The sequence below is a fragment of the Mycobacterium sp. IDR2000157661 genome, from assembly GCF_022317005.1.
Lineage (GTDB): Bacteria > Actinomycetota > Actinomycetes > Mycobacteriales > Mycobacteriaceae > Mycobacterium.
The window spans coordinates 1,774,445-1,798,638 of sequence record NZ_CP081006.1; the positions used below are offsets into that span (position 1 = coordinate 1,774,445).

Annotated in this window: 27 protein-coding genes; 15 read left to right on the forward strand and 12 right to left on the reverse strand. The window is 68.6% G+C overall.

Translation table 11 applies throughout. The features are described from left to right. Window positions 1–7: 7 nt before the first annotated feature. Together K3G64_RS09525 and K3G64_RS09530 are read right to left on the reverse strand one after the other, a co-directional pair. Window positions 8–1,390, reverse strand: a complete 1,383-nt coding sequence (locus K3G64_RS09525) for an acyl-CoA dehydrogenase family protein (protein WP_238949365.1) — start codon at window positions 1,388–1,390, stop codon at window positions 8–10. A 100-nt stretch (window positions 1,391–1,490) separates the two neighbouring features. Next, complete coding sequence (locus K3G64_RS09530) at window positions 1,491–1,790, reverse strand: hypothetical protein (protein ID WP_238949366.1); 300 nt, start codon at window positions 1,788–1,790, stop codon at window positions 1,491–1,493. A gap of 166 nt (window positions 1,791–1,956) precedes the next feature. On the opposite strand from K3G64_RS09530, the gene K3G64_RS09535 reads away from it, so the two are divergent. Both K3G64_RS09535 and K3G64_RS09540 read left to right on the forward strand, forming a co-directional pair. Then, the gene (locus tag K3G64_RS09535) at window positions 1,957–2,481 is read left to right on the forward strand and encodes a hypothetical protein (protein ID WP_238949367.1); all 525 of its coding nucleotides are present in this window, start codon (window positions 1,957–1,959) and stop codon (window positions 2,479–2,481) included. Window positions 2,482–2,488: 7 nt separating this feature from the next. Further along, the gene (locus tag K3G64_RS09540; RefSeq protein ID WP_238949368.1) at window positions 2,489–2,797 is read left to right on the forward strand and encodes a hypothetical protein; all 309 of its coding nucleotides are present in this window, start codon (window positions 2,489–2,491) and stop codon (window positions 2,795–2,797) included. Between the two features lie 3 nt (window positions 2,798–2,800). On the opposite strand, the gene K3G64_RS09545 is transcribed toward K3G64_RS09540, so the two are convergent. Together K3G64_RS09545 and K3G64_RS09550 are read right to left on the reverse strand one after the other, a co-directional pair. Beyond that, the gene (locus K3G64_RS09545; RefSeq protein WP_238949369.1) at window positions 2,801–4,168 is read right to left on the reverse strand and encodes an HNH endonuclease signature motif containing protein; all 1,368 of its coding nucleotides are present in this window, start codon (window positions 4,166–4,168) and stop codon (window positions 2,801–2,803) included. Continuing rightward, window positions 4,165–4,434, reverse strand: coding sequence for a hypothetical protein (locus tag K3G64_RS09550; protein ID WP_238949370.1), 270 nt, complete (start codon window positions 4,432–4,434; stop codon window positions 4,165–4,167). The genes K3G64_RS09545 and K3G64_RS09550 overlap by 4 nt, the downstream gene beginning before the upstream one ends. A gap of 91 nt (window positions 4,435–4,525) precedes the next feature. On the opposite strand from K3G64_RS09550, the gene K3G64_RS09555 reads away from it, so the two are divergent. Further along, entirely contained in the window at window positions 4,526–5,488 is a 963-nt protein-coding gene (locus K3G64_RS09555) for a pirin family protein (RefSeq protein WP_238949371.1), read from the forward strand. On the opposite strand, the gene K3G64_RS09560 is transcribed toward K3G64_RS09555, so the two are convergent. Genes K3G64_RS09560 through K3G64_RS09570 form a run of 3 tightly spaced genes read right to left on the reverse strand, consistent with a single transcriptional unit; the run spans window position 5,469 to window position 8,701 of the window. Beyond that, window positions 5,469–7,619, reverse strand: a complete 2,151-nt coding sequence (locus K3G64_RS09560; protein WP_238949372.1) for an FUSC family protein — start codon at window positions 7,617–7,619, stop codon at window positions 5,469–5,471. The two genes, K3G64_RS09555 and K3G64_RS09560, sit on opposite strands and share 20 nt — an antisense overlap. Before the next feature lies 1 nt (window position 7,620). Next, on the reverse strand, window positions 7,621–8,142 hold the full coding sequence (locus tag K3G64_RS09565) for a hypothetical protein (protein ID WP_238949374.1): 522 nt from the start codon (window positions 8,140–8,142) through the stop codon (window positions 7,621–7,623). Beyond that, window positions 8,135–8,701: a TetR/AcrR family transcriptional regulator gene (locus K3G64_RS09570; protein ID WP_238949375.1), complete on the reverse strand. Its 567-nt coding sequence runs from the start codon at window positions 8,699–8,701 to the stop codon at window positions 8,135–8,137. The genes K3G64_RS09565 and K3G64_RS09570 overlap by 8 nt, the downstream gene beginning before the upstream one ends. A 145-nt stretch (window positions 8,702–8,846) precedes the next feature. Here K3G64_RS09570 and K3G64_RS09575 point away from each other — a divergent pair, with 145 nt between their 5' ends. The 7 genes from K3G64_RS09575 to K3G64_RS09605 all read left to right on the forward strand — a co-directional run bounded on the left by K3G64_RS09575 (window position 8,847) and on the right by K3G64_RS09605 (window position 15,108). Then, window positions 8,847–9,482 carry a TetR/AcrR family transcriptional regulator gene (locus tag K3G64_RS09575; protein WP_238949377.1) on the forward strand — a complete coding sequence of 212 codons (636 nt, stop codon included), beginning with the start codon at window positions 8,847–8,849 and terminating at the stop codon, window positions 9,480–9,482. A 117-nt stretch (window positions 9,483–9,599) separates the two neighbouring features. Continuing rightward, window positions 9,600–11,000 carry an aldehyde dehydrogenase family protein gene (locus K3G64_RS09580; RefSeq protein ID WP_238949378.1) on the forward strand — a complete coding sequence of 467 codons (1,401 nt, stop codon included), beginning with the start codon at window positions 9,600–9,602 and terminating at the stop codon, window positions 10,998–11,000. 48 nt (window positions 11,001–11,048) lie between these two features. Further along, complete coding sequence (locus K3G64_RS09585; protein WP_238949379.1) at window positions 11,049–11,912, forward strand: SDR family oxidoreductase; 864 nt, start codon at window positions 11,049–11,051, stop codon at window positions 11,910–11,912. A 52-nt stretch (window positions 11,913–11,964) separates the two neighbouring features. Further along, a complete protein-coding gene (locus tag K3G64_RS09590) occupies window positions 11,965–12,672 on the forward strand; it encodes a haloacid dehalogenase type II (protein WP_238949380.1) in 708 nt (235 codons plus the stop codon). A 70-nt stretch (window positions 12,673–12,742) separates the two neighbouring features. Further along, entirely contained in the window at window positions 12,743–13,426 is a 684-nt protein-coding gene (locus tag K3G64_RS09595) for a methyltransferase domain-containing protein (protein ID WP_238950563.1), read from the forward strand. A 17-nt stretch (window positions 13,427–13,443) separates the two neighbouring features. Further along, window positions 13,444–13,929 carry a DUF456 domain-containing protein gene (locus K3G64_RS09600; RefSeq protein ID WP_238949381.1) on the forward strand — a complete coding sequence of 162 codons (486 nt, stop codon included), beginning with the start codon at window positions 13,444–13,446 and terminating at the stop codon, window positions 13,927–13,929. 9 nt (window positions 13,930–13,938) lie between these two features. Next, window positions 13,939–15,108 carry an LLM class flavin-dependent oxidoreductase gene (locus K3G64_RS09605; protein WP_238949385.1) on the forward strand — a complete coding sequence of 390 codons (1,170 nt, stop codon included), beginning with the start codon at window positions 13,939–13,941 and terminating at the stop codon, window positions 15,106–15,108. Between the two features lie 61 nt (window positions 15,109–15,169). On the opposite strand, the gene K3G64_RS09610 is transcribed toward K3G64_RS09605, so the two are convergent. The 4 genes from K3G64_RS09610 to K3G64_RS09625 all read right to left on the reverse strand — a co-directional run bounded on the left by K3G64_RS09610 (window position 15,170) and on the right by K3G64_RS09625 (window position 17,891). Beyond that, window positions 15,170–15,979: a tyrosine-protein phosphatase gene (locus tag K3G64_RS09610; RefSeq protein WP_238949387.1), complete on the reverse strand. Its 810-nt coding sequence runs from the start codon at window positions 15,977–15,979 to the stop codon at window positions 15,170–15,172. Continuing rightward, entirely contained in the window at window positions 15,976–17,229 is a 1,254-nt protein-coding gene (locus K3G64_RS09615) for an acyl-CoA dehydrogenase family protein (RefSeq protein WP_238950565.1), read from the reverse strand. Before K3G64_RS09615 ends, K3G64_RS09610 begins: the two co-directional genes overlap by 4 nt. Window positions 17,230–17,289: 60 nt before the next feature. Then, window positions 17,290–17,562 carry a hypothetical protein gene (locus K3G64_RS09620; protein WP_238949389.1) on the reverse strand — a complete coding sequence of 91 codons (273 nt, stop codon included), beginning with the start codon at window positions 17,560–17,562 and terminating at the stop codon, window positions 17,290–17,292. Window positions 17,563–17,633: 71 nt separating this feature from the next. Beyond that, complete coding sequence (locus K3G64_RS09625; protein WP_238949390.1) at window positions 17,634–17,891, reverse strand: hypothetical protein; 258 nt, start codon at window positions 17,889–17,891, stop codon at window positions 17,634–17,636. Between the two features lie 221 nt (window positions 17,892–18,112). Between K3G64_RS09625 and K3G64_RS09630 the strand changes: the two genes are divergently transcribed. Next, window positions 18,113–18,709 carry a response regulator gene (locus K3G64_RS09630; protein WP_238950567.1) on the forward strand — a complete coding sequence of 199 codons (597 nt, stop codon included), beginning with the start codon at window positions 18,113–18,115 and terminating at the stop codon, window positions 18,707–18,709. 1 nt (window position 18,710) lies between these two features. Continuing rightward, window positions 18,711–19,883, forward strand: coding sequence for a sensor histidine kinase (locus K3G64_RS09635; RefSeq protein WP_238949392.1), 1,173 nt, complete (start codon window positions 18,711–18,713; stop codon window positions 19,881–19,883). On the opposite strand, the gene K3G64_RS09640 is transcribed toward K3G64_RS09635, so the two are convergent. Further along, window positions 19,880–21,070, reverse strand: a complete 1,191-nt coding sequence (locus K3G64_RS09640) for an acyl-CoA dehydrogenase family protein (protein ID WP_238949394.1) — start codon at window positions 21,068–21,070, stop codon at window positions 19,880–19,882. The genes K3G64_RS09635 and K3G64_RS09640 overlap by 4 nt on opposite strands. Window positions 21,071–21,142: 72 nt before the next feature. Here K3G64_RS09640 and K3G64_RS09645 point away from each other — a divergent pair, with 72 nt between their 5' ends. The 3 genes from K3G64_RS09645 to K3G64_RS09655 are packed head-to-tail and all read left to right on the forward strand — an operon-like array spanning window position 21,143 to window position 24,017. Then, window positions 21,143–22,255, forward strand: a complete 1,113-nt coding sequence (locus K3G64_RS09645) for a Re/Si-specific NAD(P)(+) transhydrogenase subunit alpha (protein WP_238949407.1) — start codon at window positions 21,143–21,145, stop codon at window positions 22,253–22,255. Then, complete coding sequence (locus K3G64_RS09650; RefSeq protein ID WP_238949410.1) at window positions 22,255–22,587, forward strand: NAD(P) transhydrogenase subunit alpha; 333 nt, start codon at window positions 22,255–22,257, stop codon at window positions 22,585–22,587. Before K3G64_RS09645 ends, K3G64_RS09650 begins: the two co-directional genes overlap by 1 nt. Next, the gene (locus K3G64_RS09655; protein WP_238949411.1) at window positions 22,584–24,017 is read left to right on the forward strand and encodes an NAD(P)(+) transhydrogenase (Re/Si-specific) subunit beta; all 1,434 of its coding nucleotides are present in this window, start codon (window positions 22,584–22,586) and stop codon (window positions 24,015–24,017) included. The genes K3G64_RS09650 and K3G64_RS09655 overlap by 4 nt, the downstream gene beginning before the upstream one ends. Window positions 24,018–24,194 lie beyond the last annotated feature (177 nt).

Here is a 24,194-nt window from a genome sequence, read left to right on the forward strand (position 1 = left end):
CTGGTCCTTACTTGCGAGGCGGGCGCAACACGTTCATCGCCAACCGCATTATCGGGGCAGGAACGCGATCTTTGGCCGAGAGCGCGGCATCGGCGGCGCGCCCCCGCAGCGGGGTGCCGCGGCCGAACGTTCGGTTGATCGGACCACCGGTCGGCTCGAGATCGAAGTGCAGCGGCGGCTTGCCGTCGGCCGCACCCAGTGCATTCGATATCACCACGCGCTGAATCTCGCTGGTGCCTTCGAAGATGGTGTAGAGCTTGGCGTCGCGATACCACTTCTCCACAGGATGGTCGGTGATGTAACCCCAGCCGCCCATCGTCTGGATCGCCCGCTCGGTTGCGCGTACGGCGATCTCACTGGCGGCCAGCTTCGACATCGATCCCTCGCCGCGTTCGAAAGGAACCCCGGTGGCGGCCATCCACGACGCCCGCCAGGTGAGCAGGCGCGCCCCGTCGAGCCCGGTGGCCAGGTCTGCGAGCGGAAACGCGATGCCCTGATTGTCGATGATCGGCGCGCCGAAGGCCTCGCGGCGGTTGGCGTACTCCGTGGCGTACTCCAGCGCGGCCCTCGCTATACCCAGGGCCTGCGCGGCGACCATCGGCCGGGTCTGCTCGAAGGTGCCCATGGTCGCCGAACCGGAGTGCTTGCCGCCCTCGATCGCCTCTCGGGCCTTGCCGAGCTTGTACTCGAGCTTCTCCTGGCCGCCCAGCAGGTTCGCACCCGGGATACGGACGTCGTTGAACTTCAGTTCGGCGGTGTGCGACGCGCGGCAGCCGAGCTTGTCGAGCTTGCGCACCATCTCGAGGCCGGGTGTGCCGCCGGGCACGATGAACAGCGCCTGACCCTTATGGCCGAGTTCCTGGTCGACGACGGCGTTGACCACATGCACGTTGGCGATGCCGCCGTTGCCGATCCACATCTTGTGCCCGTTGATGATCCAGTCGTCGCCGTCACGGCGGGCGGTGGTGCGCAGGTTGCGCACGTCGCTGCCGCCCTCGGGCTCGGAGATGGCGAGCGCGGCGAGCTTGAGATCGCCCGGTGTGCCGAAGCATTCGGGCGCCCATTCGAGCATCTGCTCCGGTGAGGCTGCCTGGCCGATCGCCGACAGCGCCAGGGCCGGCATCACGATCGCCAGACCGATGCCCGCGCAGCCCCAGAACAGCTCTTCCATGAACATCGGCAGCGACAGGCCGGTCGGGTCGCCGATGAGGTCGCGGTAGAACAGCGGACTGTAGAAACCCCGGACTGCCGCTTCCTCGAGGACCGGCCACGGGAACTCCTGCCGCTGGTCGTACTCGAGCGCCACGGGCCGGATGCACTGCTCGGCGAACTCGTGCGTGCGCTGGGCGAGGTCGTGTTGGGCTGCGGTGGGCGTGATGTCGAAGGACACGGTTATGCATTAGCCGCCAACGGGCGTATCGAAACACTTGTTCGCTGAATTGGACGAGCCCCCGGACGCCGGAGCATCCGGGGACTCGCCGCAACCGGGGCTACTTCACGTCGACGTAGACCGTCTTGTTGGTGACCCGGGTGGTGAGGTTGTCGCCGACGCCGAGGCTGTCGGTCTGGGTGTAGGTCTGACCGGAGCGGACCGCGACGACGGTCGCCTCGTTCAGCGGGGCGTTTCCGATTCGGTTGACGATCACGGTGTAGCCCTGCGACTGAAGCTCGCTGATCGTCTGCTGGGCGTTGCCCGGCCCGGACGGTGCGGCCTGAACCGGTGCGGCCAGCCCGACGACAGCGGCGGCCAAGGCACTAGCGGCGACAGTAGCGATCCCGAACTTCTTCATGATGCAGCCTTCTTCTTTCTTGCGTTTCCGGTTGTGAACCGTGGCGTTTGTCGCGGTTCGTAGCTGCAGCTGATCTTGTAAACCCGGGTGGCCGAGGCTTTAATTCCGGTGGCAGAAATTGATCGTCGGTTGGCAGTGATCGCGCTGTCGACGACACTGAGCGTCGATGAAACTCGCCGGCTTGCGGCAGCGCGACGGGGTTACGTGTGGCCCGACCGTCGCGGTGGTCGCCGGTGCACTTCTGGACCCGCGATGGCGCGCGGCGCTGAGCGACCCCCTGTCCGGACCGTCGTGGTTCGCTGCCGAGCAGGCCCGGGTGCACGCCGAAGTGAACCGGATCTGGCCGCGCCGGCTGGGCACGACACCGTGGGCCATGGCGCGAGCGCTCACCGCGCACAGCGAGCTGTTCGGCCGACGGTATCGGTGGCGGCTGTTCCGCGGACGCCGCGACCGGCTGGCGGATGTGGACGCGGTGGTCGCCGAGGCGTGGCCGGTGGCGATGCTGCTCGGCCGGTTCATCCCGCGGCACTGGGTGCTGATCGTCGGCGCCGAGGACGCCGGCTTCGAGTGCTATGAGCCGTCGTCCGGTGAGGTTCGGATCGTCGACGCGGGCAGCGTCCGCAACGCCCGCATCCGCGGGATGGGCTACCCGCGGCCGTTCGGATTCGTGCTACCTGGATCGAACGTATGATCGAACGATGGGCGAGCTGAAGGGGATCGGGTACAACGGTCAGCCGGTGCAGCAAGCCTTCCGCCGCGTCGATCCGCCGATCACCGTGCTCGTCGACCTGGCCGCCGTCTTTCCCCGGGAGCCGCACTGCGCAGGCGGCTACAACCCGGCCGGCCTGCAGATGCACGCGATCGTCGAGGGCCGGCTCAGCTGCTGGGGATTATGCGAGCAGGGCTACTGGTGGGGCCTGGTCACCTACGAGATCGCGTACGGCGCCCGCCGCAGGGCCGTGACGCACTGGATTCCGGCGTGGACGTTGAAGCGCAAGGCGAACTGACCGTCACGGGCCCTGGTCTTCTTCGGGGAGCAGGTACTTCTCGGGGCGGTGGTAGTTGTTGACCCGGTCCTGTCCGGTGTCCATCGCCGGCGGCGGCAGCCACTCGATGCGGCCGTCGGGACGGATGCGGGTGCGCCAGCCGCCCTTTTCGACCAGCCGGTTGTCCGGCCCGCACGCCAGCGTGAGCTCGTCGATGTTGGTTTGGCCGTCGTCGGCCCAGTCCTTGGCCGCGTGATGCACCTGAGCCCGGTAGGCCGACGCGGTGCAACCAGGTCTGGTGCAGCCGCGGTCGCGCGAATAGAGCACCAGGCGCTGTGCCGGCGTGGCCAGCCGCTTGGCGCGTCCGAGATACATCGGCACCTCGCGGTGGTTCTCATAGACCACCAGATAGTGGTGGCTGGTGGCAGCCATGGCGATCAGATCGGCCATCGGCAACAGGGTGCCGCCGCCGGTGACGGCGAAGCCCGCGGCCGACTCCAACTCCTTGAGCGTCGTCGTCACGACAATGGTGCTCGGCAGTCCGTTGTGCTGGCCCAGCTCTCCTGAGGCCAGCAGCGCCCGGCCCATCGCGGTCAACGCGTCGTGGTTGCGCTGGCCGGTGGTGCGGGTATCGCCGGCCTGGTGCGCCTGGCTGGGTTCGCCCTCGACGCAGGGGTTTTCGTCGGCCGGATTGCACATCCCGGGCGCGGCGAGCTTGGCCAGAACCGCATCCAGCGTCGCGCGCGCCTGCGGGTCGAGCAGCCCGTGAACCTTGCTCATCCCATCGCTGCCCTGCGCGCCGACGGTGAAGAACCGACGCCGCGCCCGCTCCTTGTCGTTGGGCATCGGACCGTCCTCATCGAGCAGCAGCATCAACCGGTCGGCGACCTTGGTGAGGTGCTCGGGGCGCAGCCCGGCGCCCACCGTGGCCAGGTCTGCCTCGGCCAAGTCGCGGGCCTGATAGTCGACGTGGCCCGGCAGTTTGGTGAAGAACTTCTCGATGATCGCCACGTGCTCGGCGCCCAACTCCCCGCGGGCCTGTGCGGCCGCGGTGCGCTCCAACACCGGCGCCAACGGCTCACCGGTCAATGCCCGCCGCGGCCCCAGCACCTGCGCCGAGGCGACCCGCCGGTTGGCCTCCTTCGTCGAGATCCGCAACGCGGAGGCCAATGCATCCGGCCACGAAGCGGCGCCCACCTCATGGGGCACCGCATCGGCGGCCAGCTGACCGATCAACACATGATCGACCGCAGGCAACGCACCGAAAAGCCGCTCACGACGGGCCAACACAGCCAACACCTCAGCCGGCGACAGCGAGTCGTAGGACAACTCGGCCACCTTCACCAACGCGGCCTCCAACTCGTCGTAGACGGCGTCGACGGTCCGATTCATGAGCGAACGGCCGCCATCCGTCGTTCGGCCTCGCCGGGAGAGATGCGCAGGCGCCGGGCCACGTCTCTGGCCGACGGACCGCCTTCGGCGAGCAGCCGCCCGACCAGCCTGCGGTCGAGCGCCGCGCGCTGCCGGTCCAGCTTCTGCAGTCCTTCCAGCAGCGCGTAGAGCTCCGTCCGCGACAATTTCTCCAGCCGCAGAGCCGCGACCTTCCTATAGGTGTCTTCCATCGCGGTGAGGACGTCGACCGCGTTATTCGAACGCATGTACGAAAGAGTACCGGCGACCGCCGACACGGGTGAAAGTCATCCACAGGCGCGACGGAACAAATCGGACCGGAGTCCGGTTGACTGGAGCATGCCAGCCATCACCGCCGACACCATGACCCTGCCCCGCATCCCGGCACCCGTCGCGACCGACACCGAGCGGCCCGTTCGGTCCATCACCACCGGTCCCCGCGGTTTCGAGGGCGAGGGCTTTCCGGTGGTGCGTGCCTTCGCCGGGGTGCCCGCCGCCGACCTCGACCCCTTCGTGCACATGGACCAGATGGGTGAGGTCGAATACGAACCAGGGGAGCCCAGAGGCACCGACTGGCACCCGCACCGTGGATTCGAGACCGTCACCTACATGATCGACGGTCGATTCGCGCACCAGGACTCCCACGGTGGCGGCGGCTTGATCACCGACGGCGCCACGCAATGGATGACAGCGGGCTCCGGCATCCTGCACATCGAGACCCCGCCTGCCGAACTGGTCGCCAGCGGTGGGCTGTTCCACGGTGTCCAGTTGTGGGTCAACCTGCCCCGGAAGGACAAGTTCGCCGCGCCGCGCTACCAGGCCATCGAAGGCGACCAGGTGAAGCTGGTGTCGTCCCGCGACGGCGGCGCGCTGCTTCGCGTCATCGCGGGCGACATCGACGGTCAGAGGGGCCCGGGTGCCACACACACGCCGATCACGTTGGCGCATACGACCGTTCAGCCCGGCGCCCGGCTCGACCTGCCGTGGAATCGTGACTTCAACGCGCTGGTCTACGTCCTGTCCGGGCGAGGAACGGTCGGTCAGCGCCCGATCCGGCAGGGCCAGCTGGCCGTGCTCGGGTCCGGCGACCGGATCGCCGTCACCGCCGAGCCGCGGCAGGACAGCCACCGGTCTGCTCTCGAGGTGCTGCTCCTCGGCGGGCGGCCGATCCGTGAGCCGGTGTTCCAGTACGGGCCGTTCGTGATGAACAGCAGGCCGGAGCTGGTCCAGGCGCTCGAGGACTACCAGGCGGGACGGTTCGGCACCATCCCGCCGAACGCGCTCATGCCGCACCGCCCCTGACGCCCTCGGCGGTGGCGGCCTTCGGGTACAGCAGTTCCAGCTCACCCAGGTGAGCGGCGACGGTCACCAGCGGGAGCGCCGCAGGCACCGCCAGGTCGTCATCGGCGGCCTCGCCCCTCAGGGCCAGGACCAGGTCGCTGTTGATCGGCCGCGGTGAGCCGGAGCCCTCGCCGGTGACTTGGTCGCACACGAAATTCGCGTGAGCTTCGAGAACGGCCCGCGTGCGCGGATAGGTGCCGAGCGGTGGCGGCACGACGTCGGCGATCAACTCCGCCGCGGCCCGCAACCGGATCGCCCGGTTGGCGGCGCGCACCACGGGCGCCCGGACGTCGGTCGGTCCACCGCTCTCCGAGAGGAACTGCCGCACCGCGTCGTCGGCCGTGCGCGAGGCCTGTAAAGCGTCGTGGCTCAGCGCGATCACCCGATTGGTCGCTTCCTCGGATGCGCCCCGGGTGACGCGCAGCACGGCCGCCCGCAGGAACGTCGCGCCGACGGCGAATGCGTCGTCGATGGTCTCCGACACCCGCGATGTCGCCCCCCTTGGCCACAACAGGACCGACACCATGACGCCGACCAGCGCGCCGACGGCGACGTCCTCCACGCGTATCAGCCCGACGCTCCACCCGGTCGGCACGATGAGGTTGAAGATGATCAGCACCATCATGGTGAACGCGGCCTGGCCGGCGATGAACGACCCGACCTCCGGTACGAAGGCGGAACCGAACGCGACCAGCGGCAACAGGATCCACATCACGATCGGGTCCACCCCGACCAGTTCGATCAGCACCACCCCGATGAGGAAGCCGAGCATCGTGCCTGCGACCGCACGTACCACCCGCGTGCCGGTGGTGAGCGCGCTACTGCGCAGCACCGACATCGCGCCCAGCACCACCCAGAAACCGTGCTGCAGGGGAAACAGGTGCGTGACCGCGACGGCCGAGGCCAGCCCGAGCCCGGTACGAATGCTGTTGCGCAACACGACGGCACGGGTCGCAACGAAGCCGCGGGTGATGGCCGCCACTGCTGTCGTCTCGGGCATCACCCACTCGGCGGTTCCGGTCTGCGGCAGCTGACGGCCCAGCACGCGGGCCCACACCGGCCGCGCGTCGGCGGCCGCGGCGTTGCGGATGATCCGGCCGGTGACGCCGACGGTCGCCGAGAAGGTGCGCCGGCCCAGTAGCTTGGCGCCGACCGCGACGGCGTCGGCGTCGTCGGGCGAGGCGAGGATCTCGAGGATGTCCTCGCGGTAGCGGCCCTGGGCGATGGCGCGCAACTCGGTCAGCGCGACGGTGAGGTCGGCACTGCGTACGCTGCGCGCCGAGCGGTCCGAGATCCGCAGCACCGCAGCGGAATCGCTCAGCACCCGGATCAGCGGATCGCGCATGTCGCCGAGCAGGCGGCCGGTGTCGTCGGTGATGCGGTCGGCCAACCATCCCAGATCGTCGACCACGCGGACGAGGGCTCGGCTTCCGGCCGTCAGCGCGACGGGCCGGAAGTCGGCGTTGAGAAATGTGGCCCACAGGCGGTTCATCGCACGGGTGGCGTCGCGGGCGGTCGCCGTGCCCGCCAGACAGTCCGCCAGCCGATTACACACGCGGGCAGCGTCATTGCGCAGTTCGTCGTGATGGCGGGGCGGCAGCACGAACAACGCCGCGGGCACGCAGACCGCCAACGCGATCGCCCAGCCCAGGAGCCGATCGGGAATGGATCCGACCGGCGTGCAGACCGGCAACACAAAGGTCAGCAGCGTGGCGCGCTGTCCGGCCGCGACGACCTCGCTCAGCACTCCGCAGAACGTCACCACGACTCCGAGGACCAACATCACCGCGACGCTGAGAACCGGATGCGGCGACACCAGCGTCCCGAGCGCGATGAGCACGAACCCGTTCACGGCCAGCCCGCAGTACGCCAGTGCGCGGGCAGGCCGGTTGCCGGGGAAGTCCACCAGGATGAGCAGCGCCACGGAGCCGAAGATGGTGAACAGCGGCGTCTGGGAGTCGCCCGCGACCGCGAAGCTCACTGCGGCGGCGACGGGAAGCACGACGGCCGCACGTACCGCGCGGCGCAGCGCGTCGAACTCAGGGTCGCGCTGCCGGAGCCGGTCGGCGGCGCGGCGCCACAGCCGGGCCATCTCAGTGCGCCAGCATCTTGACGACGAGCACAAGCGCGCCGATCCCCGCCAGGATGACGATCGCGAGAGTCTGCTGCCACCAGGGCAACTCGGTGCGCCGCACCGCGAGCAGCGTGATTCCGCCCAGCTCGGCGACGAGAATCCACATCGCGACCCAGGTAGCGGTGTAGGTGTTGAGGTCGGCGAATCCGGCCACCGCCAGCACCACGACGGGCACGAAGGCTGCCTGCAGGATCTGACCGGACGACTGCAGGAGCCGCCACAGGTCGCGCCCGCGGGGGGCGGCGCCGTGCACCGAAAGGTGCGCCAGCCAGTCCGCGAGCAGGCTGGCCGTCCAGAGGCCACCGGCGGCGATCGCGACATCCACCATGCGTGCCCATGCGCTGGTGTCCGCCGTCGTGTAGCGCGCCAACACCGCCAGGGTGGCCAGACAGGAGATGGCCCCGTAGAGACGTTCGCGCAGGAGCGCGACGACGTGCTCGACCGGTGGTGCGTCCTCGACCTCGCTGCCCGCGCTACTCACCGTCGGGAACCGAAGCGAACCGACCCGTTTCGAGGGCGTACCTCAGCTGCCCGGCGATCCAGCGCAGGCCGGCGACGTCGAGCGGCAGGGTCGCCTGCTCGTAGCCCACCAGCAGGTACAACCCCCACGCGGCGAACAACTGGGCCTGCCGTCGGTCTTTTAGAATCTCGAACGCGGACTCGTACATGATGTCGAAGCGCTGCTGGTCGACGGCGGTCTGCACGGCGTAGACGTGTGAGTCCACCGAACTCCACACGCGGATCGCCGCCTCGGCCCGGAACGGCAACTCCAGGCCGCTCGCGATCAGCGCGTCGATTCTGCGGTGCGGATCGGGCTCGGCCCGCAGGCCCTCGATCACCCGCACGGTGCGGTCGTGCATCCAGTGCGCGACGAGGTCCTGGGTGTAGGCGGGCCAGTTCGGAAAGTAGTGGTAGAACGACCCGGTCGTGACGCCGAGGCGGTTGCACACCTCGGCGAGTTTCAGGCCGCCGTAGCCGCGGTCGGAAAGGACGTCGAGGCCCGTCTCGAAGTAGGCCTCACGCGATACGACGCTCGCCATGGGACGGCACCTTAGTTCTTTTCAACTACTGTTCTCTACCGGGAAATCCCTAAGGAATCGCCTGATCATTCGCACCGAACGCAGCACGAGTCCGCCCGGCGAACTGGTGTAAAACAACTCCCGTGACGTGTGGCACAATTTGACCGTGCCGCATACGGCGAGTAGAGGTCCGGGTCGTCCCCCCGCAGCGAAGGCTGCCGAGACGCGGGAGCGCATCATAGGAGCGGCCCGCGAGGTCTTCAGCGAACTCGGCTACGACGCCGCCACGTTCCAGGCGATCGCCATCCGGGCCGACCTGACCCGTCCCGCGATCAACCACTACTTCGCCAGCAAGCAGGTGTTGTGGCGAGAGGTCGTCGAGCAGACCAACGCCGCGGTCGTCAGCGCCGGTAAGGCGCGGGCGCAGAGCGAGACCGGTCTGCTCAGCCGGTTGTCGGCCTACTTCACCGCTGCGATGCAGGCCGACTCCGAGGACCGTTCGGGTGCAGCGTTTCTCGTGACCTCGGTGCTCGAGTCGCAACGACACCCAGAGCTCGCCGGCGGCGAGCACGATTCGTTGAAGAACTCCCGCGAGTTCGTCACCTGGGCGGTCAACGACGCCGTCAAGCGCGGCGAGCTGAGCACCGACACCGACGTCACGTCGACGGTCGAGATGCTGGTGGCCGTCATGTGGGGCATGGGGTTCTACGCCGGCTTCGTCGGCACCCACGAAGAGCTGAAGGCCGTCGTGCACAACTTCGAGTTGCTGATGGCCAACAAGCTGTGGCAGTTGCGCGGCTAGCTCGCCTGCGGCGGTGGGTGCGACGCGAACGGCGCCCGGGTATCTGAAGAGCTCTTCTGGGCGTCGAACTAACTTGGATAGGATCGGGTATTCGCCGGGTCAGGAAGGACACCCACCATGACCACAGAAATCGCCGCCCCCGCAGAGGCAACCCCCGACATTCCGAGCGTCGTCCGCCGATTGCGCGACACCTTCGCAACCGGCCGGACCCGCGACCTCGAGTGGCGCAAACGGCAGCTCAAGGCAATGGAGCGGCTGGTACTGGACAACGAGCAAGCCATCGCCGCAGCGCTGGAGCAGGACCTCGGCCGCAAGCCGTTCGAGGCCTGGCTCGCCGACATCGCCAGCGTCGCCGGGGAGGCCAAGGACGCCGCCAAGAACGTCCGCAAGTGGACCAAGCGCAAGTACCGGATGCTGGAGATGTCGCAGCTTCCCGGCCGCGGCTGGGTCGAATACGAGCCGTTCGGCACCGTGCTGATCATCGGCGCGTGGAACTTCCCGTTCGCGTTGACGCTGGGTCCGGCCGTCGGCGCCATCGCCGCGGGCAACACGGTGGTGCTCAAGCCGTCGGAGATCGCGCCCGCGTCGTCGGCGGTGATGGCCGAGCTCGTGCCGAAGTACCTGGACAAGGATGCGATCGCGGTCATCGAGGGAGACGGCTCGGTCAGCCAGGAGCTCATCGCTCAGGGCTTCGACTACCTGCTCTACACGGGCGGTACCGAGATCGGCCGCAAGGTCTACGAGGGCGCAGCGCCGCATCTGACGCCGGTGACCCTCGAGCTCGGCGGCAAGAGCCCGGTGATCGTCTCGGCCGACGCCGATCTCGACGTCGCGGCCAAGCGGATCGCGTGGACCAAGCTGATCAACTCCGGTCAGATCTGCATCGCTCCGGATTACGTCCTGGCCGACGCCCGGATTCGCGACGAGCTCGTCGACAAGATCAAGGCCGCGGTGGAGAAGTTCGAGTCCGGGCATCCCGACGGTAAGCGCATCGTCAACGAGCGCCACTTCGACCGGCTGACCACCGCGCTGGCCGCCACCAAGGGCGACGTGGTCATCGGCGGCGGCTCCGACGCGTCGAAGGTCAGCATCCAACCGACGGTCGTGGTCGATCCGGACCCGGCTGAACCGCTGATGACCGACGAGATCTTCGGCCCGATCCTGCCGGTGATGACCGTTCAATCCCTCGACGACGCAATCACATTCGTCAACTCGCGGCCCAAGCCGCTGGCCGCCTATCTGTTCACCAAGACCAAGAGTGTGCGCGAGCGGGTGATCAAGGAGGTCCAGTCGGGCGGCATGGTGATCAACCACCTGCTGTTCCACTTCGCGACCAACAAGCTGCCGTTCGGCGGCGTCGGGCCCTCGGGGATGGGCGCCTATCACGGCAGGTTCGGATTCGAGACGTTCAGCCACAAGAAGGCCGTGATGACGAAGATGACCCGACCCGACGTCGGCGCCTTCATCTATCCCCCGTATACAGAAAAGGCTTGGAAGCTCGCCAGACGACTTTTCTAGGGAGCAGCGCGAAGCGCCCTGGGGAAGGCACAGCTAGGAAGGAACCCCATGCCAGGAGTGCAGGATCGCGTCATCGTCGTTACCGGGGCCGGAGGCGGACTCGGACGGGAGTACGCGATGACACTCGCCCGTGAAGGCGCCAGCGTCGTCGTCAACGATCTGGGTGGTTCGCGCGACGGCACCGGCGCCGGCCACAACATGGCCGACCAGGTGGTGCAGGAGATCAAGGACGCTGGCGGCCGAGCAGTCGCGAACTATGACAGTGTCGCCGACCCGGAGGGGGCCGCCAACATCATCAAGACCGCCGTCGACGAGTTCGGCAAGGTCGACGGGGTGGTCTCCAATGCGGGCATCCTGCGCGACGGCACCTTCCACAAGATGGAGTTCGCCAACTGGGACGCCGTGCTCAAGGTGCACCTGTACGGCGGTTACAACGTGATCCGCGCGGCGTGGCCGCACTTCCGCGAGAACAACTTCGGCCGCGTCGTGGTCGCCACCTCGACCAGTGGCCTGTTCGGCAACTTCGGCCAGGCCAACTACAGCGCGGCCAAGCTCGGTCTGGTCGGGTTGATCAACACGCTGGCCCAGGAGGGCGCGAAGTACAACATCAAGACCAACGCCGTCGCGCCTATCGCGGCCACCCGCATGACCGAGGACATCCTGCCCAAGGAGGTGCTCGAGAAGCTGACGCCGGAGTACGTGGCGCCGGTGGTGGCCCAGCTGTGCACCGAGGAGGTGCCCGAGACGGCGTCGATCTTCATCGTCGGCGGCGGCAAAGTGCAGCGCACCGCGCTGTTCCAGAACGAGGGCGTGACCTTCTCCGAGGTGCCGACGGTCGACGAGGTGGCCGCCAAGTGGGGTGAGATCACCGATCTGTCGGCGGCCAAGCAGGCGACCTTCAGCCTGGGCTAGTGCAGGCCCCTGTCGCGCTCGGGCTTTCGAGCGCTTGCGCGAAGAACATCGGATGGTGACGCCCAAAGCGCTGGCGTTCGACACGTTCGGCACCGTCGTCGACTGGCGGTCCAGCATCATCCGCGAGCTCGAGGAGTTCGGCAACGCCCATGGCCTGCAACGGGATTGGGCCGCCTTCGCCGACGGCTGGCGCGCCGGGTATCCACCTGCGATGGACCGGGTCCGCCGCGGCGAGCTGCCATGGACGAAGCTCGACGGCCTGCACCGGATGATCCTCGTCGACCTGCTCGATGCAGCAGGCATCAAGGTGAGCGAGGATGCCGTCGACCACCTGAACCGGGCCTGGCACCGGCTCGATCCGTGGCCCGACGCGGTTGCAGGACTCACCCGGCTGAAGGTGCGCTATGTCATCACGACCTTGTCCAACGGCAACGTCTCCCTGCTGACGAATATGGCCAAGCGGGCGGGGCTGCCGTGGGACTGTGTGATCTCGGCCGAGCTGTTCCGCCACTACAAACCCGACCCGCAGGCGTACCTCGGCTGTGCCGGCCTGCTCGACGTGGCGCCCGGCGAGCTGATGCTGATCGCCGCTCACGCCAGTGACCTGCGGGGGGCTAAGCGGGCGGGCCTGATGACGGCGTGGGTCGACCGACCGCTGGAGTACGGAGCGGGCAGGCGTCGCCCGTCCAAGATCGCTGACGGCGAATTCGACGTCATGGCATCGGACTTCGTCGACCTAGCGCGGCAACTCGGCAGCTGAGTCGGCGGCGTAGCGTGGAGTGGTGATCGAATCAGCGACGGCCGGCGCGCTCGGTAGGGCCCTCGAGCTGATGGCCGATCCGCCGGCCCGCCCCGACGTCAGCAAGGGCTATCTGGACCTGCTCACCGACGTCGCATCCGCGCCGCCGAAGAACACCGGCGTGATTCAGGCGGCCTGGGCCTCCGGTATCGGCTCGTTGCTCTACGACAACGCCCAGGCCCTCACCCGCAGGCTGGTGAGTGCGTGGCAGCTCCCGCTCGGCTGGCTCGACGTGCCCGCCGGCGGCGTGGCCCTCGACGTCGGGAGCGGGCCGGGCAACGTCACCGCGTCGCTCGCGCGGGCGGCCGGTCCCGGCGGTCTGGCGCTCGGTGTCGACATCTCCGAGCCGATGCTGGCTCGCGCGGTCCAGGCCGAGGCCGGACCGAACGTCGGATTCCTGCGCGCAGACGCACAGCGGCTCCCCCTGCGCGACCACACCGTCGACGTCGTGGTCTCGATCGCCATGCTGCAGTTGATCCCGGCGCCACCGGCGGCCGCAGCGGAGATGGTGCGGGTGCTCAAGCCCGGCGGCCGGATCGCCGTGATGGTGCCGACCGTCGGCCGCGCGGGCGAGTTGTTCCGGTGGCTGTCCAACGGCGGCGCCCACTTCTTCACCGAGGATGAACTCGGCGACACCTTCGAGGATCTCGGCCTGACAAGGATCCGGACAAAGACGCTCGGCAACGTCCAGTGGGTGCGCGGACAACGGCCCTGACACCGTAGATTCGATTCGTGAGCACCGGCGGCATCGTTCTCGTAGCGCTGGTGATCGCGGTCGGTCTGGTGGGCATCGTGGTGCCGCTGCTGCCCGGTGTGTTGTTGGTCTTCGCGGCGATCGCGGTGTGGGCCGTCGTCGAGAACAACCCGACGGCATGGGTGACGATGGGCGTGGTGGCCGCGCTGCTGGGCGCGGCCACCCTGATCAAGTACCTGTGGCCGATGCGGAGGATGCGCGCCGCCCGGGTACGCACGTGGGTGCTGGTGGTCGGCGGTCTGCTCGGCATCATCGGGTTCTTCGTGATACCGGTGGTGGGGCTGGTGCTGGGTTTCGTGGCCGGTGTGTATCTGGCCGAACTGGTGGACCGCCGCGACCAGGTGCTGGCGTGGACGTCGACCAAGCATGCGCTCAAGGGCGTCGCGCTGTCGGTCGGCGTCGAGCTGGTAGGAGCGCTGCTGGCGACCGTCGTTTGGGTCATCGGGGTCTACCTCACGCAGTAGCTTGCATTCATGGCCAAGCTGCGCTTCGGATACTTCATCGCACCGTTTCACCGCGCCGGTACCAACCCGACGCTCGCGCTGCAGCGCGATCTGGAGTTCATCGAGCACCTCGACGCCCTCGGCTACGACGAGGCGTGGATCGGTGAACACCACTCTGCGGGCAGCGAGATCATCAGCTCGCCCGAGGTGTTCATCGCCGCGGCGGCCCAGCGCGCCAAGCGAATCCGCTTCGGTACCGGGGTGATCTCGCTGGCGTATCACAACCCGTTGTGGACCGCCGACCGGCTGATGTTGCTGGATCATCTGACCCACGGCCGCATCATCGGCGGAATGGGCCCAGGGTCGCTGCCCACCGACTCGGCGATGATCGGCCTGACGCCGACGGACACCCGCGAACTGCTGGAAACCAACCTCGACATCGTCGTGCGATTGCTCGCCGGGGAAGTGGTCAGCGCCAAGACCCCGACGCACGAATTATTCGACGCACGACTGCAACTGGCGCCCTACTCCGACGGTGGCATCCCGTTGGCGGTGGCGGGCGTGGCCTCACCGACCGGCGCCCGGCTTGCGGGTAAGCACGGCATCGGCCTGCTGTCGATCGGCGCGACCCTCGTCGTCGAGGGCTTCGACGCGCTGGCCTACCACTGGGGCATCGCCGAGGAGCGCGCCGCCGCGTTCGGCACCACCGTCGACCGCGGCAACTGGACGCTGGTGGGGCCGATGCACATCGCCGAAACGGTCGAACAGGCCCGTGCCGATGTGCGTTTCGGCATCGAGTCCTGGTACCGGTACTTCCAGAAGGTGGCGGCGTTCCCGCAGATGACGATGCCGGGCGACAACATCGACGAGGTCATCGACGTGATCAACGGGGCGGGCGCCGGGGTGATCGGGACACCGGAACAGGCGCGCGCTCAGGTGCAGCGGCTGTGGGACCAGTCGGGCGGGTTCGGGTGCATGCTGCAGATGGGGCACGAGTGGGCCAACCCGGCTGCCACCAAGCGGTCGGCCGAACTGTTCGCCGCCGAGGTCGTTCCCCATTTCCAGGGACAGGCGCAGCCGACCCTGGACGCCGCGGCGCGCGCCAGCGAAGTGCGCGAGGACATGGCGGCCACCCAGCTGTCGGCCATCGAGCACATGACGAAGAAATACGAGGCGGAGAAGGGCTCCGCCAGGCGTTGACTCTGCGGTCAGGGCGCAGAAGTGTGAGTGGTCACCGCCCTGTGCGCATAGTCAACAGCGATCAGTCCAGAAGCGTCGCGCGTAGTCGCGTCACCGCGTCGTCGGTGACGCCGGACGCCGCGAGGTAGCCGCGCAGCGAGCCGTAGTTGTGCTCGATGGAGCGGCGCGCGGCGGCGAGGTACTCCTCTCGGACCCCCAGCACCGCGTCGGTGAGCCGAGCCTCGACGAAGGTGACCTCCTCGGCGGTCTCCGTCCGTTCACGGACCGATCGCAGGATCTGCTCGCGCAGGTGGGGCACCGCGTCGTTGCTGCGCAGGAAGTCGGCCAGCACGGCGTCGCGGTCCACTCCGACGGCTTCGAGCACGGTGGCGACCGTGAAGCCGGTGCGGTCCTTGCCTGCGAAGCAATGCGCGATCACCGGCCTGCCGTCGGCGAGCAGCGAAACCACCTGTCGCACCGCGCGTTGCGCACCCCCGAGAGTGGGGAAGCGCTGGTACTCGTCGGTCATGAACCGGCCGGCGGCGACCGAGACGTCCTCGTCGTCGGGCTTCTCGGTCATCATCTTCTGGAAGGCCGACTCGTGCGGCGCCTCGCCAGCCTGGCCGGACGAGACGGCCTCGACCTCGTGGAAGTGCAGCAGATGCACCTGCACGCCCGCGGGCACCGCTCCAGTGCCGTGGCGTTCCACCTCACGCGCCGAGCGCAGGTCGGCGACGTCGGTGATGCCCAGCCGCCGCAGCGCCTCGCGGCCGGCGTCGTCGAGGCCGGTGAGCTCGCTGGACCGGAAGAACCGGCCCGGCTTGATACCGGTCTCGCGGGCGACGTCGCGAAAGTTCCACGCCCCCGAGAGCTCGCCGATTCCGACGGTCACCCAGTCACCGCCGGGCTCGATTGGCGGCCCACCGCCGTCGCCGCCGTCGCGAAAGCGCTTTTCTCCCTACCTAGTTCGGCGCGGGCGATGGTTCGCATGTGCACTTCGTCGGGCCCGTCGAACAGGCGCATCGCGCGGTGCCAGGCATACAGCCGGGCCAGCGGCACATCGTCGCTGACTCCGGCGCCGCCGTGCACCTGGATCGCGCGGTCGATCACGTTGCACGCCACCTGCGGTGCGACGGCCTTGATCTGAGCCACCAGCACCTGTGCGTCCTTGCTCTTGTTGCCGTGCTGGTCGATGGTCCAGGCGGCCTTGTGGCACAGCAGCCGGGTCTGGTCGATCTCGTTGCGCGACAGTGCGATCTGATGCCGGACCACGCCCTGCTCGGCCAGCGGTTTGCCGAACGCCACCCGCTTCTGCACCCGGTCGATCATCAACGCCATCGCGCGCTCGGCGGCGCCGATGGCGCGCATGCAGTGGTGGATGCGGCCCGGGCCGAGGCGGGCCTGCGCGATCGCGAATCCGCTGCCCTCCTCGGCGAGCAGGTTCGCCGACGGCACCCGCACGTTGTCGAAGGTGATCTCGCAATGGCCGTGCTGGTCCTGCCAGCCGAACACCGGCAGCGACCGCTCGATCGACACCCCGGGGGTGTCGGTGGGCACCAGGATCATCGACTGCTGCCGATGGCTGGCCGCGTCGGGATTGGTGCGGCCCATGACGATCATGATCTTGCAGCGCGGATCGGCCGCGCCGGTGATCCACCACTTGCGGCCGTTGATGACGTAGTCGTCCCCGTCGCGCAGCATCGTGGTCTCGATGTTGCGGGCGTCGCTGGAGGCGACGGCGGGCTCGGTCATCGCGAAGGCGCTGCGGATCTCACCGTTGAGCAGAGGTTCTAGCCACTGCTTGCGCTGCTCTTCGGTGGCGAACAGGTGCAGCGTCTCCATGTTGCCGGTGTCGGGGGCCGCGCAGTTGGTGACCTCGGGGGCGATCTCCATGCTCCACCCGGTCAGCTCGGCCAGCTGCGCGTACTCCAGGTTCGTCAAGCCGGACTCGGGCGGCAGGAACAGGTTCCACAGCCCGCGTTCCTTCGCCAGCTTCTTGAGGTCCTCGACGATCGGCGGGACGGTGTGGTCGTGGGGTCCGGTCTGGGCGCGGTACTCCTCGTAGTCCTTCTCCGCCGGGAAGACGAACTCCGTCATGAACGCGGTCAACCGCTCGTGGTAATCCTGCGCCTTGGCCGACATCGCGAAGTCCATGTCAGCCACGATATGACACCCGTCGAAACCGGGCGCCGGGGGAGACGATCAGGCCGTCGGCGGCCGGTGCGGTGTGGGGCTCTGGTCCGACTCCCACTTCGTCTCCAGCGATCGGGTGACCCTGGTCCCCGCCGGATAACGCACGTCGAAGGTCTGCGCGTCGGGGGCTTCCAAGGTGACCAGGTAGCCGTCGTCGACCACCTCCTTGTGCACCACCTTGCACGGCTGCGCATCGGCGCCCTCCCGGTCACCGGAGATGGTGACGGTGATGAGGTCGCCCGGGGCGACGTCGTCGATCGGGTCGTTCGAGATGTTCGACATGGCTTCGACGTTAGCTGCACACGGCGAAGCCCTCCCCGCATGTGGTCGGGGAGGGCCTCTGGCTCGGCCGATCAGGGGTGGTAGCCCGGCACCAGGTTCTGCAGGTGCGCGATGCCGTGATGATGGGTGCCGTGGTGGTGGGTGCCGGGTGCGGAGTGGGCGGTGTGGGTGGGGGTGGCGACGATGCCGGGGCTGTAGGGCGTGGTGTCCTGCGAGTAGGTTCCCGCGCTCGCCGCGCCGGCGAATCCGAGGGCGCCTGCGATGATCCCGGCGGAGACGACCGGCAGGGCGAAGAAGCGGGCGGTGCGGCGGGTGGTGTTGGCGTTCATGATGAATCCTCCTGTGTACGTGGGTTTTTCGGTATGTCCGCCGGTGCGTTCCGGCGATGACTCAAGAATGCGGCATAGCGGGGGCCTTGTATGTCGGCCGACCGGTGGTCGTGGCGGATGAATCGCGTGTCCCCCAATCGGAGGAAGCCCGCGGTCGGCTGTGCCAAGCTGACGGCGTGACCGGCCAGAAAGTGCGGGTGGTGGTTGGCGACGACCACCCGATGTTCCGCGACGGCGTGGTCCGGGCGCTGGTGTCGAGCGGCCAGATCGAGGTGGTGGCCGAGGCCGACGACGGCGTCACCGCACTAGAGGCCATCCGTGTGCACACCCCGCAGGTGGCGCTGCTCGACTACCGGATGCCCGGGATGGATGGATCGGAGGTGGCGGCCGCCGTCGTGCGCGACGAACTGGCCACCCGCGTGCTGCTGATCTCTGCGCACGACGAGTCCGCGATCGTCTACCAGGCGCTGCGGAACGGTGCGGCGGGTTTCCTGCCGAAGGAGTCCACGCGGTCGGAACTCGTCACCGCGGTGCTCGACTGCGCCAAGGGTCGCGACGTCGTCGCGCCCAGCCTCGCCGCCGGCCTGGCCGGTGAGATCCGCAAACGCGCCGAGCCCGACGGGCCCACGTTGAGCCCGCGCGAGCGCGAGGTGCTCAGGCTAATCGCGGCCGGGAGCAGCATCCCCGCGATGGCCAGGGAGTTGTTCCTGGCGCCGTCGACGGTGAAGACCCACGTGCAACGGCTCTACGAGAAACTGGGCGTCAACGACCGCGGCGCCGCCGTCGCCGAGGCGATGCGCCGCAAACTGCTGGACTGACGTGCTGGACCGCCTCGCGGGCTTCTTCGCCGCGCAACCCGTGCGCGTGACGGCGTTCCTGCGCCTGCCGCTGATCGCGTTGATCGGTGTGCTGGTGTGGATCTGGGAGGTCGACCACTGGCTGCCCGGTGTCTATGCGGTGGTGCTCGGCGTGTGGGCGCTCGCGGCGCTGGTGTGGATCGTCTTCGTCTTCCGGGGGCCGGTGCCGCGCTGGGCGGACTGGGCGTCGACCGGCATCGACGTGCTGGTGATCGTCGCGCTGTGCCTGGTGTCCGGCGGCGCGACGGCGGCCCTGCTGCCGGTGTTCTTCCTGCTGCCGATCGCTGTGGCGTTCCAGGACCGGCCCATGCTGACCGCAATCCTCGGCGTCGGCACCGCGCTGGGGTACCTGGCGGTGTGGATCGCCTACTCCAGGCGCGACGACACCGTCGGGCTGCCGAACGTGGTGTACACACAGTTCGGCTTCCTGCTGTGGTCTGCCGCGGCGATCACGGCGCTGTGCGTGGTGCTGGTGCGGCGGCAGGCCCGCGTGCACAAGCTGCAGGACGTGCGACGGCAATTGGTGTCGGAGGCGATGCAGGCCGACGAGCGGCACAACCGTGAGGTCGCCGAACACCTCCACGACGGACCGCTGCAGACGCTGCTGGCGGCGCGCCTCGACCTCGACGAGGTGCTGGAGCGTTGCGACGATCCGGCACTGGCGGCGGTGCACGACGCGCTGCAGCAGACGGCGGCGGCCCTGCGCTCCACGGTGACCGAACTGCATCCGCAGGTGCTCGCCCAGTTGGGGTTGACGCCGGCGGTAGGGGAACTGGTGCGCCAGTTCGAGTCCCGCAGCGGGTGCTTGGTCGCGGCCGAGCTCGACGACGTCGGCAAGCCGGCGTCGCAGCAGCTGCTCTACCGGGCGGCGCGCGAGCTGCTGGCCAACGTCGGCAAGCACGCGCGTGCGACCACGGTGCGTGTCGGGCTGTCCCGCCGCGGCGACCGGATCGAGTTGACCGTCGCCGACGACGGGCTCGGATTCGATCCCGCGACGGTCGAGCAGTGCGTCGCCGCCGGCCACATCGGCCTGGGGTCGCTGCTCGCCCGGTTCGACGCGATGGGCGGGTCGATGCGCATCGACTCGGAGCCCGGCTCGGGCACCCGGGTGACGGTCACCTCACCTCGCGCCTAAGTGCTCAGCCCCCTGGCGATGACGAGGCGCTGAATCTGGTTAGTGCCCTCGAAGATCTGCGTGATCTTGGCCTCGCGCATGTAGCGCTCGACGCGGTAGTCGCGGGTGTAGCCCGCGCCGCCGAAGACCTGCACCGCGTCGGTGGTCACCCGCATGGCCGCGTCCGTGGCCACCAGCTTGGCGACACTGGCCTGTTGCGAGTACGGCCGGCCGGCGTCGCGCCGCCGCGCGGCGTCGAGATACGTCGCACGCGCGCTGGCCACCGCCGCGGCCATGTCCGCCAGCAGGAAGCCCAGCCCTTGGTGGTCGATGATCCTGCGGCCGAACGTCGTTCGGTCATTGGCATACGCCACGGCCTCTTCGAGCGCGGCCTGCGCCAATCCCGTCGCCACCGCCGCGATGCCCAGCCGCCCGGAGTCCAGCGCGGAGAACGCGATCTGGAGGCCCTGGCCCTCGGCGCCGATGAGCCGGTCGGATTCCAGCAGCGCGTCCTCGTAGTACGCCGAGGTCGTCGGGATCGCGTGCAGGCCCATCTTCTCCTCGGGCTTGCCAAAGCTCAGGCCCGCCAGATCGCCCGGCACCAGGAAGCACGAGATGCTCGCCCTGCCTCCCCGGTCGCTGCGCTCCTGCCCTCCGGAACCGCCCCCTTCACCGGTGCGGGCGAACAGCGTGTAGAAATCCGCCCGGCCGCCGTGGGTGATCCACGACTTCGAGCCGTTGACCACGTAGCCGGGCGTCGGCCCCGCGTCGGAAAACACCGCCTTGCACTGCAGCGCCGCCGCGTCCGATCCGGCCTGCGGTTCGGACAGGCTGTAGGCGCCGATCTGGGCACCCGACAGCATGCCCGGCAGCCAGCGACGCTTCTGCTCGTCGCTGCCGAAGGCCAGCAGGGGATGCGACGAGAGGCTGTGCACGCTGACCGCCACCGCGACCGCCGCCCAGCGGGCCGCAAGCTCCTCGAGCACCTGCAGGTAGACCTCGAACGGCTGGCCCCCGCCACCCCAGTCCTCGGGCTGCGGCAGGCTCAGCAGCCCCGCCGCGCCCAGCTGCGCGAACAGGCCCTCCGGGTACGTCTCCGCCTTCTCGTGGTCGTCGACGATTGGGTCGAGCAGCTTGTCGGCGATGTCGCGGGTGAGTGCGATCAGGTCCGCAGCGTCCTGTGACGGGAGTAACCGATCAACGGCCATGATCAGCCACTGTATCGGTGTGACAGCTGTCAATTTATTTGTGACCAGCGGTAGCGGTTAGGGTGTCACGTCATGACGGAGACGAATACCGATGTCGGCGCCGGCGCGGCGCCGACGGTTGGGGTGGTGCGCGAATCCGGGGCCGACGAGCGCCGCGTGGCGCTGGTGCCGAAGGCGGTCGCGTCGCTGGTGAACAGCGGGGTGGCGGTTGTGGTCGAGGCCGGCGCCGGCGAGCGGGCGCTGCTGCCCGATGCGCTGTACACGGAGGCGGGCGCCACGGTCGGCGACGCATGGGCGGCCGACGTCGTGGTCAAGGTGGCGCCGCCGAGCACCGACGAGGTGGCCAAGCTGAAGTCGGGTCAGACGCTGGTCGGCTTCCTGGCCCCGCGCAACGCCGACAACCAGATCGCGGCGCTGAAGACGGCAGGCGTACAAGCCTTTGCGGTGGAGGCGATCCCGCGGATCTCGCGCGCCCAGGTGATGGATGCGCTGTCCTCGCAGGCCAACGTCGCCGGCTACAAGTCGGTGGTGCTGGCGGCCTCGGAGTCGACGCGGTTCTTCCCGATGCTGACCACCGCGGCGGGCACGGTGAAACCGGCGACGTTGCTGGTCCTCGGCGTCGGCGTGGCCGGGCTGCAGGCGCTGGCCACGGCCAAGCGGCTCGGCGCGCGCACCACCGGCTACGACGTGCGGCCCGAGGTCGCCGATCAGGTCCGCTCGGTCGGCGCGCAGTGGCTCGACCTCGGCATCGAAGCGGCGGGCGAGGGCGGCTACGCCCGCGAGCTCTCCGACGAGGAGCGCGCCCAGCAGCAGAAGAAGCTCGAAGAGGCCATCACCGGTTTCGACGTCGTGATCACCACCGCGCTGGTGCCGGGCCGCCCCGCTCCGCGCCTGGTGACCGCCGCCGCCGTCGAGGGCATGAAGCCCGGCAGCGTGGTCGTCGACCTCGCCGGTGAGACGGGCGGTAACTGCGAGCTCACCGAACCCGGTCAGACCGTCGTCCGCCACGGCGTGACGATCGCCTCGCCGCTGAACCTGCCTGCGACGATGCCCGAGCACGCCAGCGAGCTGTACTCCAAGAACATCACCGCGCTGCTGGAGTTGCTGATCAACGACGGAGCCCTGGCGCCCGACTTCGACGACGAGGTCGTTGCCGCCTCCTGCGTGACCCGAGGAGAGAACTGATGTACGACCAGTTGTTGGCCAACCTCGCGATCCTGGTGCTCAGTGGGTTCGTCGGGTTCGCGGTGATCTCCAAGGTGCCCAACACCTTGCACACCCCGCTGATGTCGGGCACCAACGCCATTCACGGCATCGTGGTGCTCGGCGCGCTGATCGTGCTGGGCAACCTGCCCGCCGACGCACACTGGGGGGTGCGGGCGATCGCGTTCGTGGCCCTCGTGTTCGGCACCCTGAACGTGATCGGCGGCTTCCTGGTGACCGATCGCATGCTCGGCATGTTCAAGGGCAAGAAGCGTGAGCTAGTCGAAGCCGACAACGAGGTGTCCGCGAAGTGAACCACCTCGTCACCGTCCTATACATCATCGCGTTCGGGCTGTTCATCCTCGGCCTGTCGGGACTGACCGGTCCCAAGACCGCCGTGCGCGGCAACTGGATCGCCGCCGCCGGTATGGGACTGGCCGTCGTCGCCACGCTGATAGCGGTGCGCGACACCGCGCCGATCAACTGGATCCTGATCGCGGCCGGCCTGGCGCTGGGCGTCGTGCTCGGTGTGCCGCCGGCCAAGAAGACCAAGATGACGGCGATGCCGCAGTTGGTCGCGCTGTTCAACGGCGTCGGCGGCGGCACCGTCGCGCTGATCGCCTGGGCCGAGTTCATCGAGACCGACGGCTTCGGCACCTTCAAACCCGACCAGCATCCGACCGTCGCGCTCGTCGTCGGTTCGCTGTTCGCGGCGATCATCGGGTCCGTGTCGTTCTGGGGCTCGCTGGTGGCGTTCCTCAAGCTGCAGGAGTCGATCCCGAAGAACGTCGAGAAGCGACTCGTCGCCTCTGCCAAGCTGTTTCAGGGCGCCAACGTGCTGCTGCTGCTCGGTGCCGTCGCCATGGCGGTCTACATCGGCCTCAACGCCGGGACCAGCAGCCCCGGGTGGACCATCGTGGTGGTGCTCGTGCTCGCGGGTGTGATGGGCCTGTTCGTGGTGTTCCCGATCGGCGGCGCCGACATGCCGGTGGTCATCTCGCTGCTCAACGCGCTCACCGGGTTGTCCGCCGCGGCAGCGGGATTGGCGCTCAACAACACCGCGATGATCGTTGCGGGCATGATCGTCGGCGCGTCCGGCTCCATCCTGACCAACCTGATGGCCGTGGCGATGAACCGGTCCATCCCGGCGATCGTGTTCGGGTCCTTCGGGGGTGACTCCGCTGCGGTGGCCGGACCCGGCGGCGAGCAGGGCACCGTGAAGTCCACCAGCGCCGCCGACGCCGCCATCCAGATGGCCTACGCCAACCAGGTGATCGTGGTCCCGGGTTACGGCCTGGCCGTCGCACAGGCCCAGCACGCGGTCAAGGAGATGGGCGATCTGCTCGAATCCAAGGGCGTGGAGGTCAAGTACGCCATCCACCCGGTCGCGGGGCGCATGCCCGGGCACATGAACGTGCTGCTGGCCGAGGCCGACGTCGAGTACGACGCGATGAAGGAGATGGACGACGTCAACGGCGAGTTCACCCGCACCGACGTCACTTTGGTGATCGGCGCCAACGACGTCACCAACCCCGCCGCACGCAACGACCCGAGCTCGCCGATCCACGGCATGCCGATCCTCAACGTCGACCAGTCCCGCTCGGTGATCGTCCTCAAGCGGTCGATGAGCTCGGGCTATGCCGGCATCGAGAACCCGCTGTTCTTCGCCGACCAGACCTCGATGCTGTTCGGCGACGCCAAGAAGTCCGTGGGCGACGTCATCGAGGAACTCAAAGCGCTGTAAACCGGGCTGCCCGACCGTCGTTTGGCGTGTGCGCACGGCGGGAAGCCTTTAATCAACGGGCACGTCAATGGCGACGGCTCGGCAAACCCCAGTGCCGCGTTCGCGGGCCGGCGTATGCCCGTGCGCGCGGCACTGGCTCGCGCCTGAGATCGATCGGGTCGCTACCGCCCGCATGCG

Bases quoted from the DNA above. Each gene is read 5' to 3' on its own strand.
- K3G64_RS09650 (WP_238949410.1), top strand. From the start codon at position 22,255: ATGTACGACCAGTTGTTGGCCAACCTCGCGATCCTGGTGCTCAGTGGG.
- K3G64_RS09620 (WP_238949389.1), bottom strand. From the start codon at position 17,562: ATGTCGAACATCTCGAACGACCCGATCGACGACGTCGCCCCGGGCGAC.
- K3G64_RS09550 (WP_238949370.1), bottom strand. From the start codon at position 4,434: ATGCGTTCGAATAACGCGGTCGACGTCCTCACCGCGATGGAAGACACC.
- K3G64_RS09625 (WP_238949390.1), bottom strand. From the start codon at position 17,891: ATGAACGCCAACACCACCCGCCGCACCGCCCGCTTCTTCGCCCTGCCG.
- K3G64_RS09640 (WP_238949394.1), bottom strand. From the start codon at position 21,070: ATGGCCGTTGATCGGTTACTCCCGTCACAGGACGCTGCGGACCTGATC.
- K3G64_RS09555 (WP_238949371.1), top strand. From the start codon at position 4,526: ATGCCAGCCATCACCGCCGACACCATGACCCTGCCCCGCATCCCGGCA.
- K3G64_RS09535 (WP_238949367.1), top strand. From the start codon at position 1,957: ATGAAACTCGCCGGCTTGCGGCAGCGCGACGGGGTTACGTGTGGCCCG.
- K3G64_RS09570 (WP_238949375.1), bottom strand. From the start codon at position 8,701: ATGGCGAGCGTCGTATCGCGTGAGGCCTACTTCGAGACGGGCCTCGAC.
- K3G64_RS09590 (WP_238949380.1), top strand. From the start codon at position 11,965: ATGGTGACGCCCAAAGCGCTGGCGTTCGACACGTTCGGCACCGTCGTC.
- K3G64_RS09630 (WP_238950567.1), top strand. From the start codon at position 18,113: ATGTTCCGCGACGGCGTGGTCCGGGCGCTGGTGTCGAGCGGCCAGATC.
- K3G64_RS09530 (WP_238949366.1), bottom strand. From the start codon at position 1,790: ATGAAGAAGTTCGGGATCGCTACTGTCGCCGCTAGTGCCTTGGCCGCC.
- K3G64_RS09585 (WP_238949379.1), top strand. From the start codon at position 11,049: ATGCCAGGAGTGCAGGATCGCGTCATCGTCGTTACCGGGGCCGGAGGC.
- K3G64_RS09645 (WP_238949407.1), top strand. From the start codon at position 21,143: ATGACGGAGACGAATACCGATGTCGGCGCCGGCGCGGCGCCGACGGTT.
- K3G64_RS09545 (WP_238949369.1), bottom strand. From the start codon at position 4,168: ATGAATCGGACCGTCGACGCCGTCTACGACGAGTTGGAGGCCGCGTTG.
- K3G64_RS09615 (WP_238950565.1), bottom strand. From the start codon at position 17,229: ATGTCGGCCAAGGCGCAGGATTACCACGAGCGGTTGACCGCGTTCATG.
- K3G64_RS09580 (WP_238949378.1), top strand. From the start codon at position 9,600: ATGACCACAGAAATCGCCGCCCCCGCAGAGGCAACCCCCGACATTCCG.
- K3G64_RS09540 (WP_238949368.1), top strand. From the start codon at position 2,489: ATGGGCGAGCTGAAGGGGATCGGGTACAACGGTCAGCCGGTGCAGCAA.
- K3G64_RS09595 (WP_238950563.1), top strand. From the start codon at position 12,743: ATGGCCGATCCGCCGGCCCGCCCCGACGTCAGCAAGGGCTATCTGGAC.
- K3G64_RS09605 (WP_238949385.1), top strand. From the start codon at position 13,939: ATGGCCAAGCTGCGCTTCGGATACTTCATCGCACCGTTTCACCGCGCC.
- K3G64_RS09560 (WP_238949372.1), bottom strand. From the start codon at position 7,619: ATGGCCCGGCTGTGGCGCCGCGCCGCCGACCGGCTCCGGCAGCGCGAC.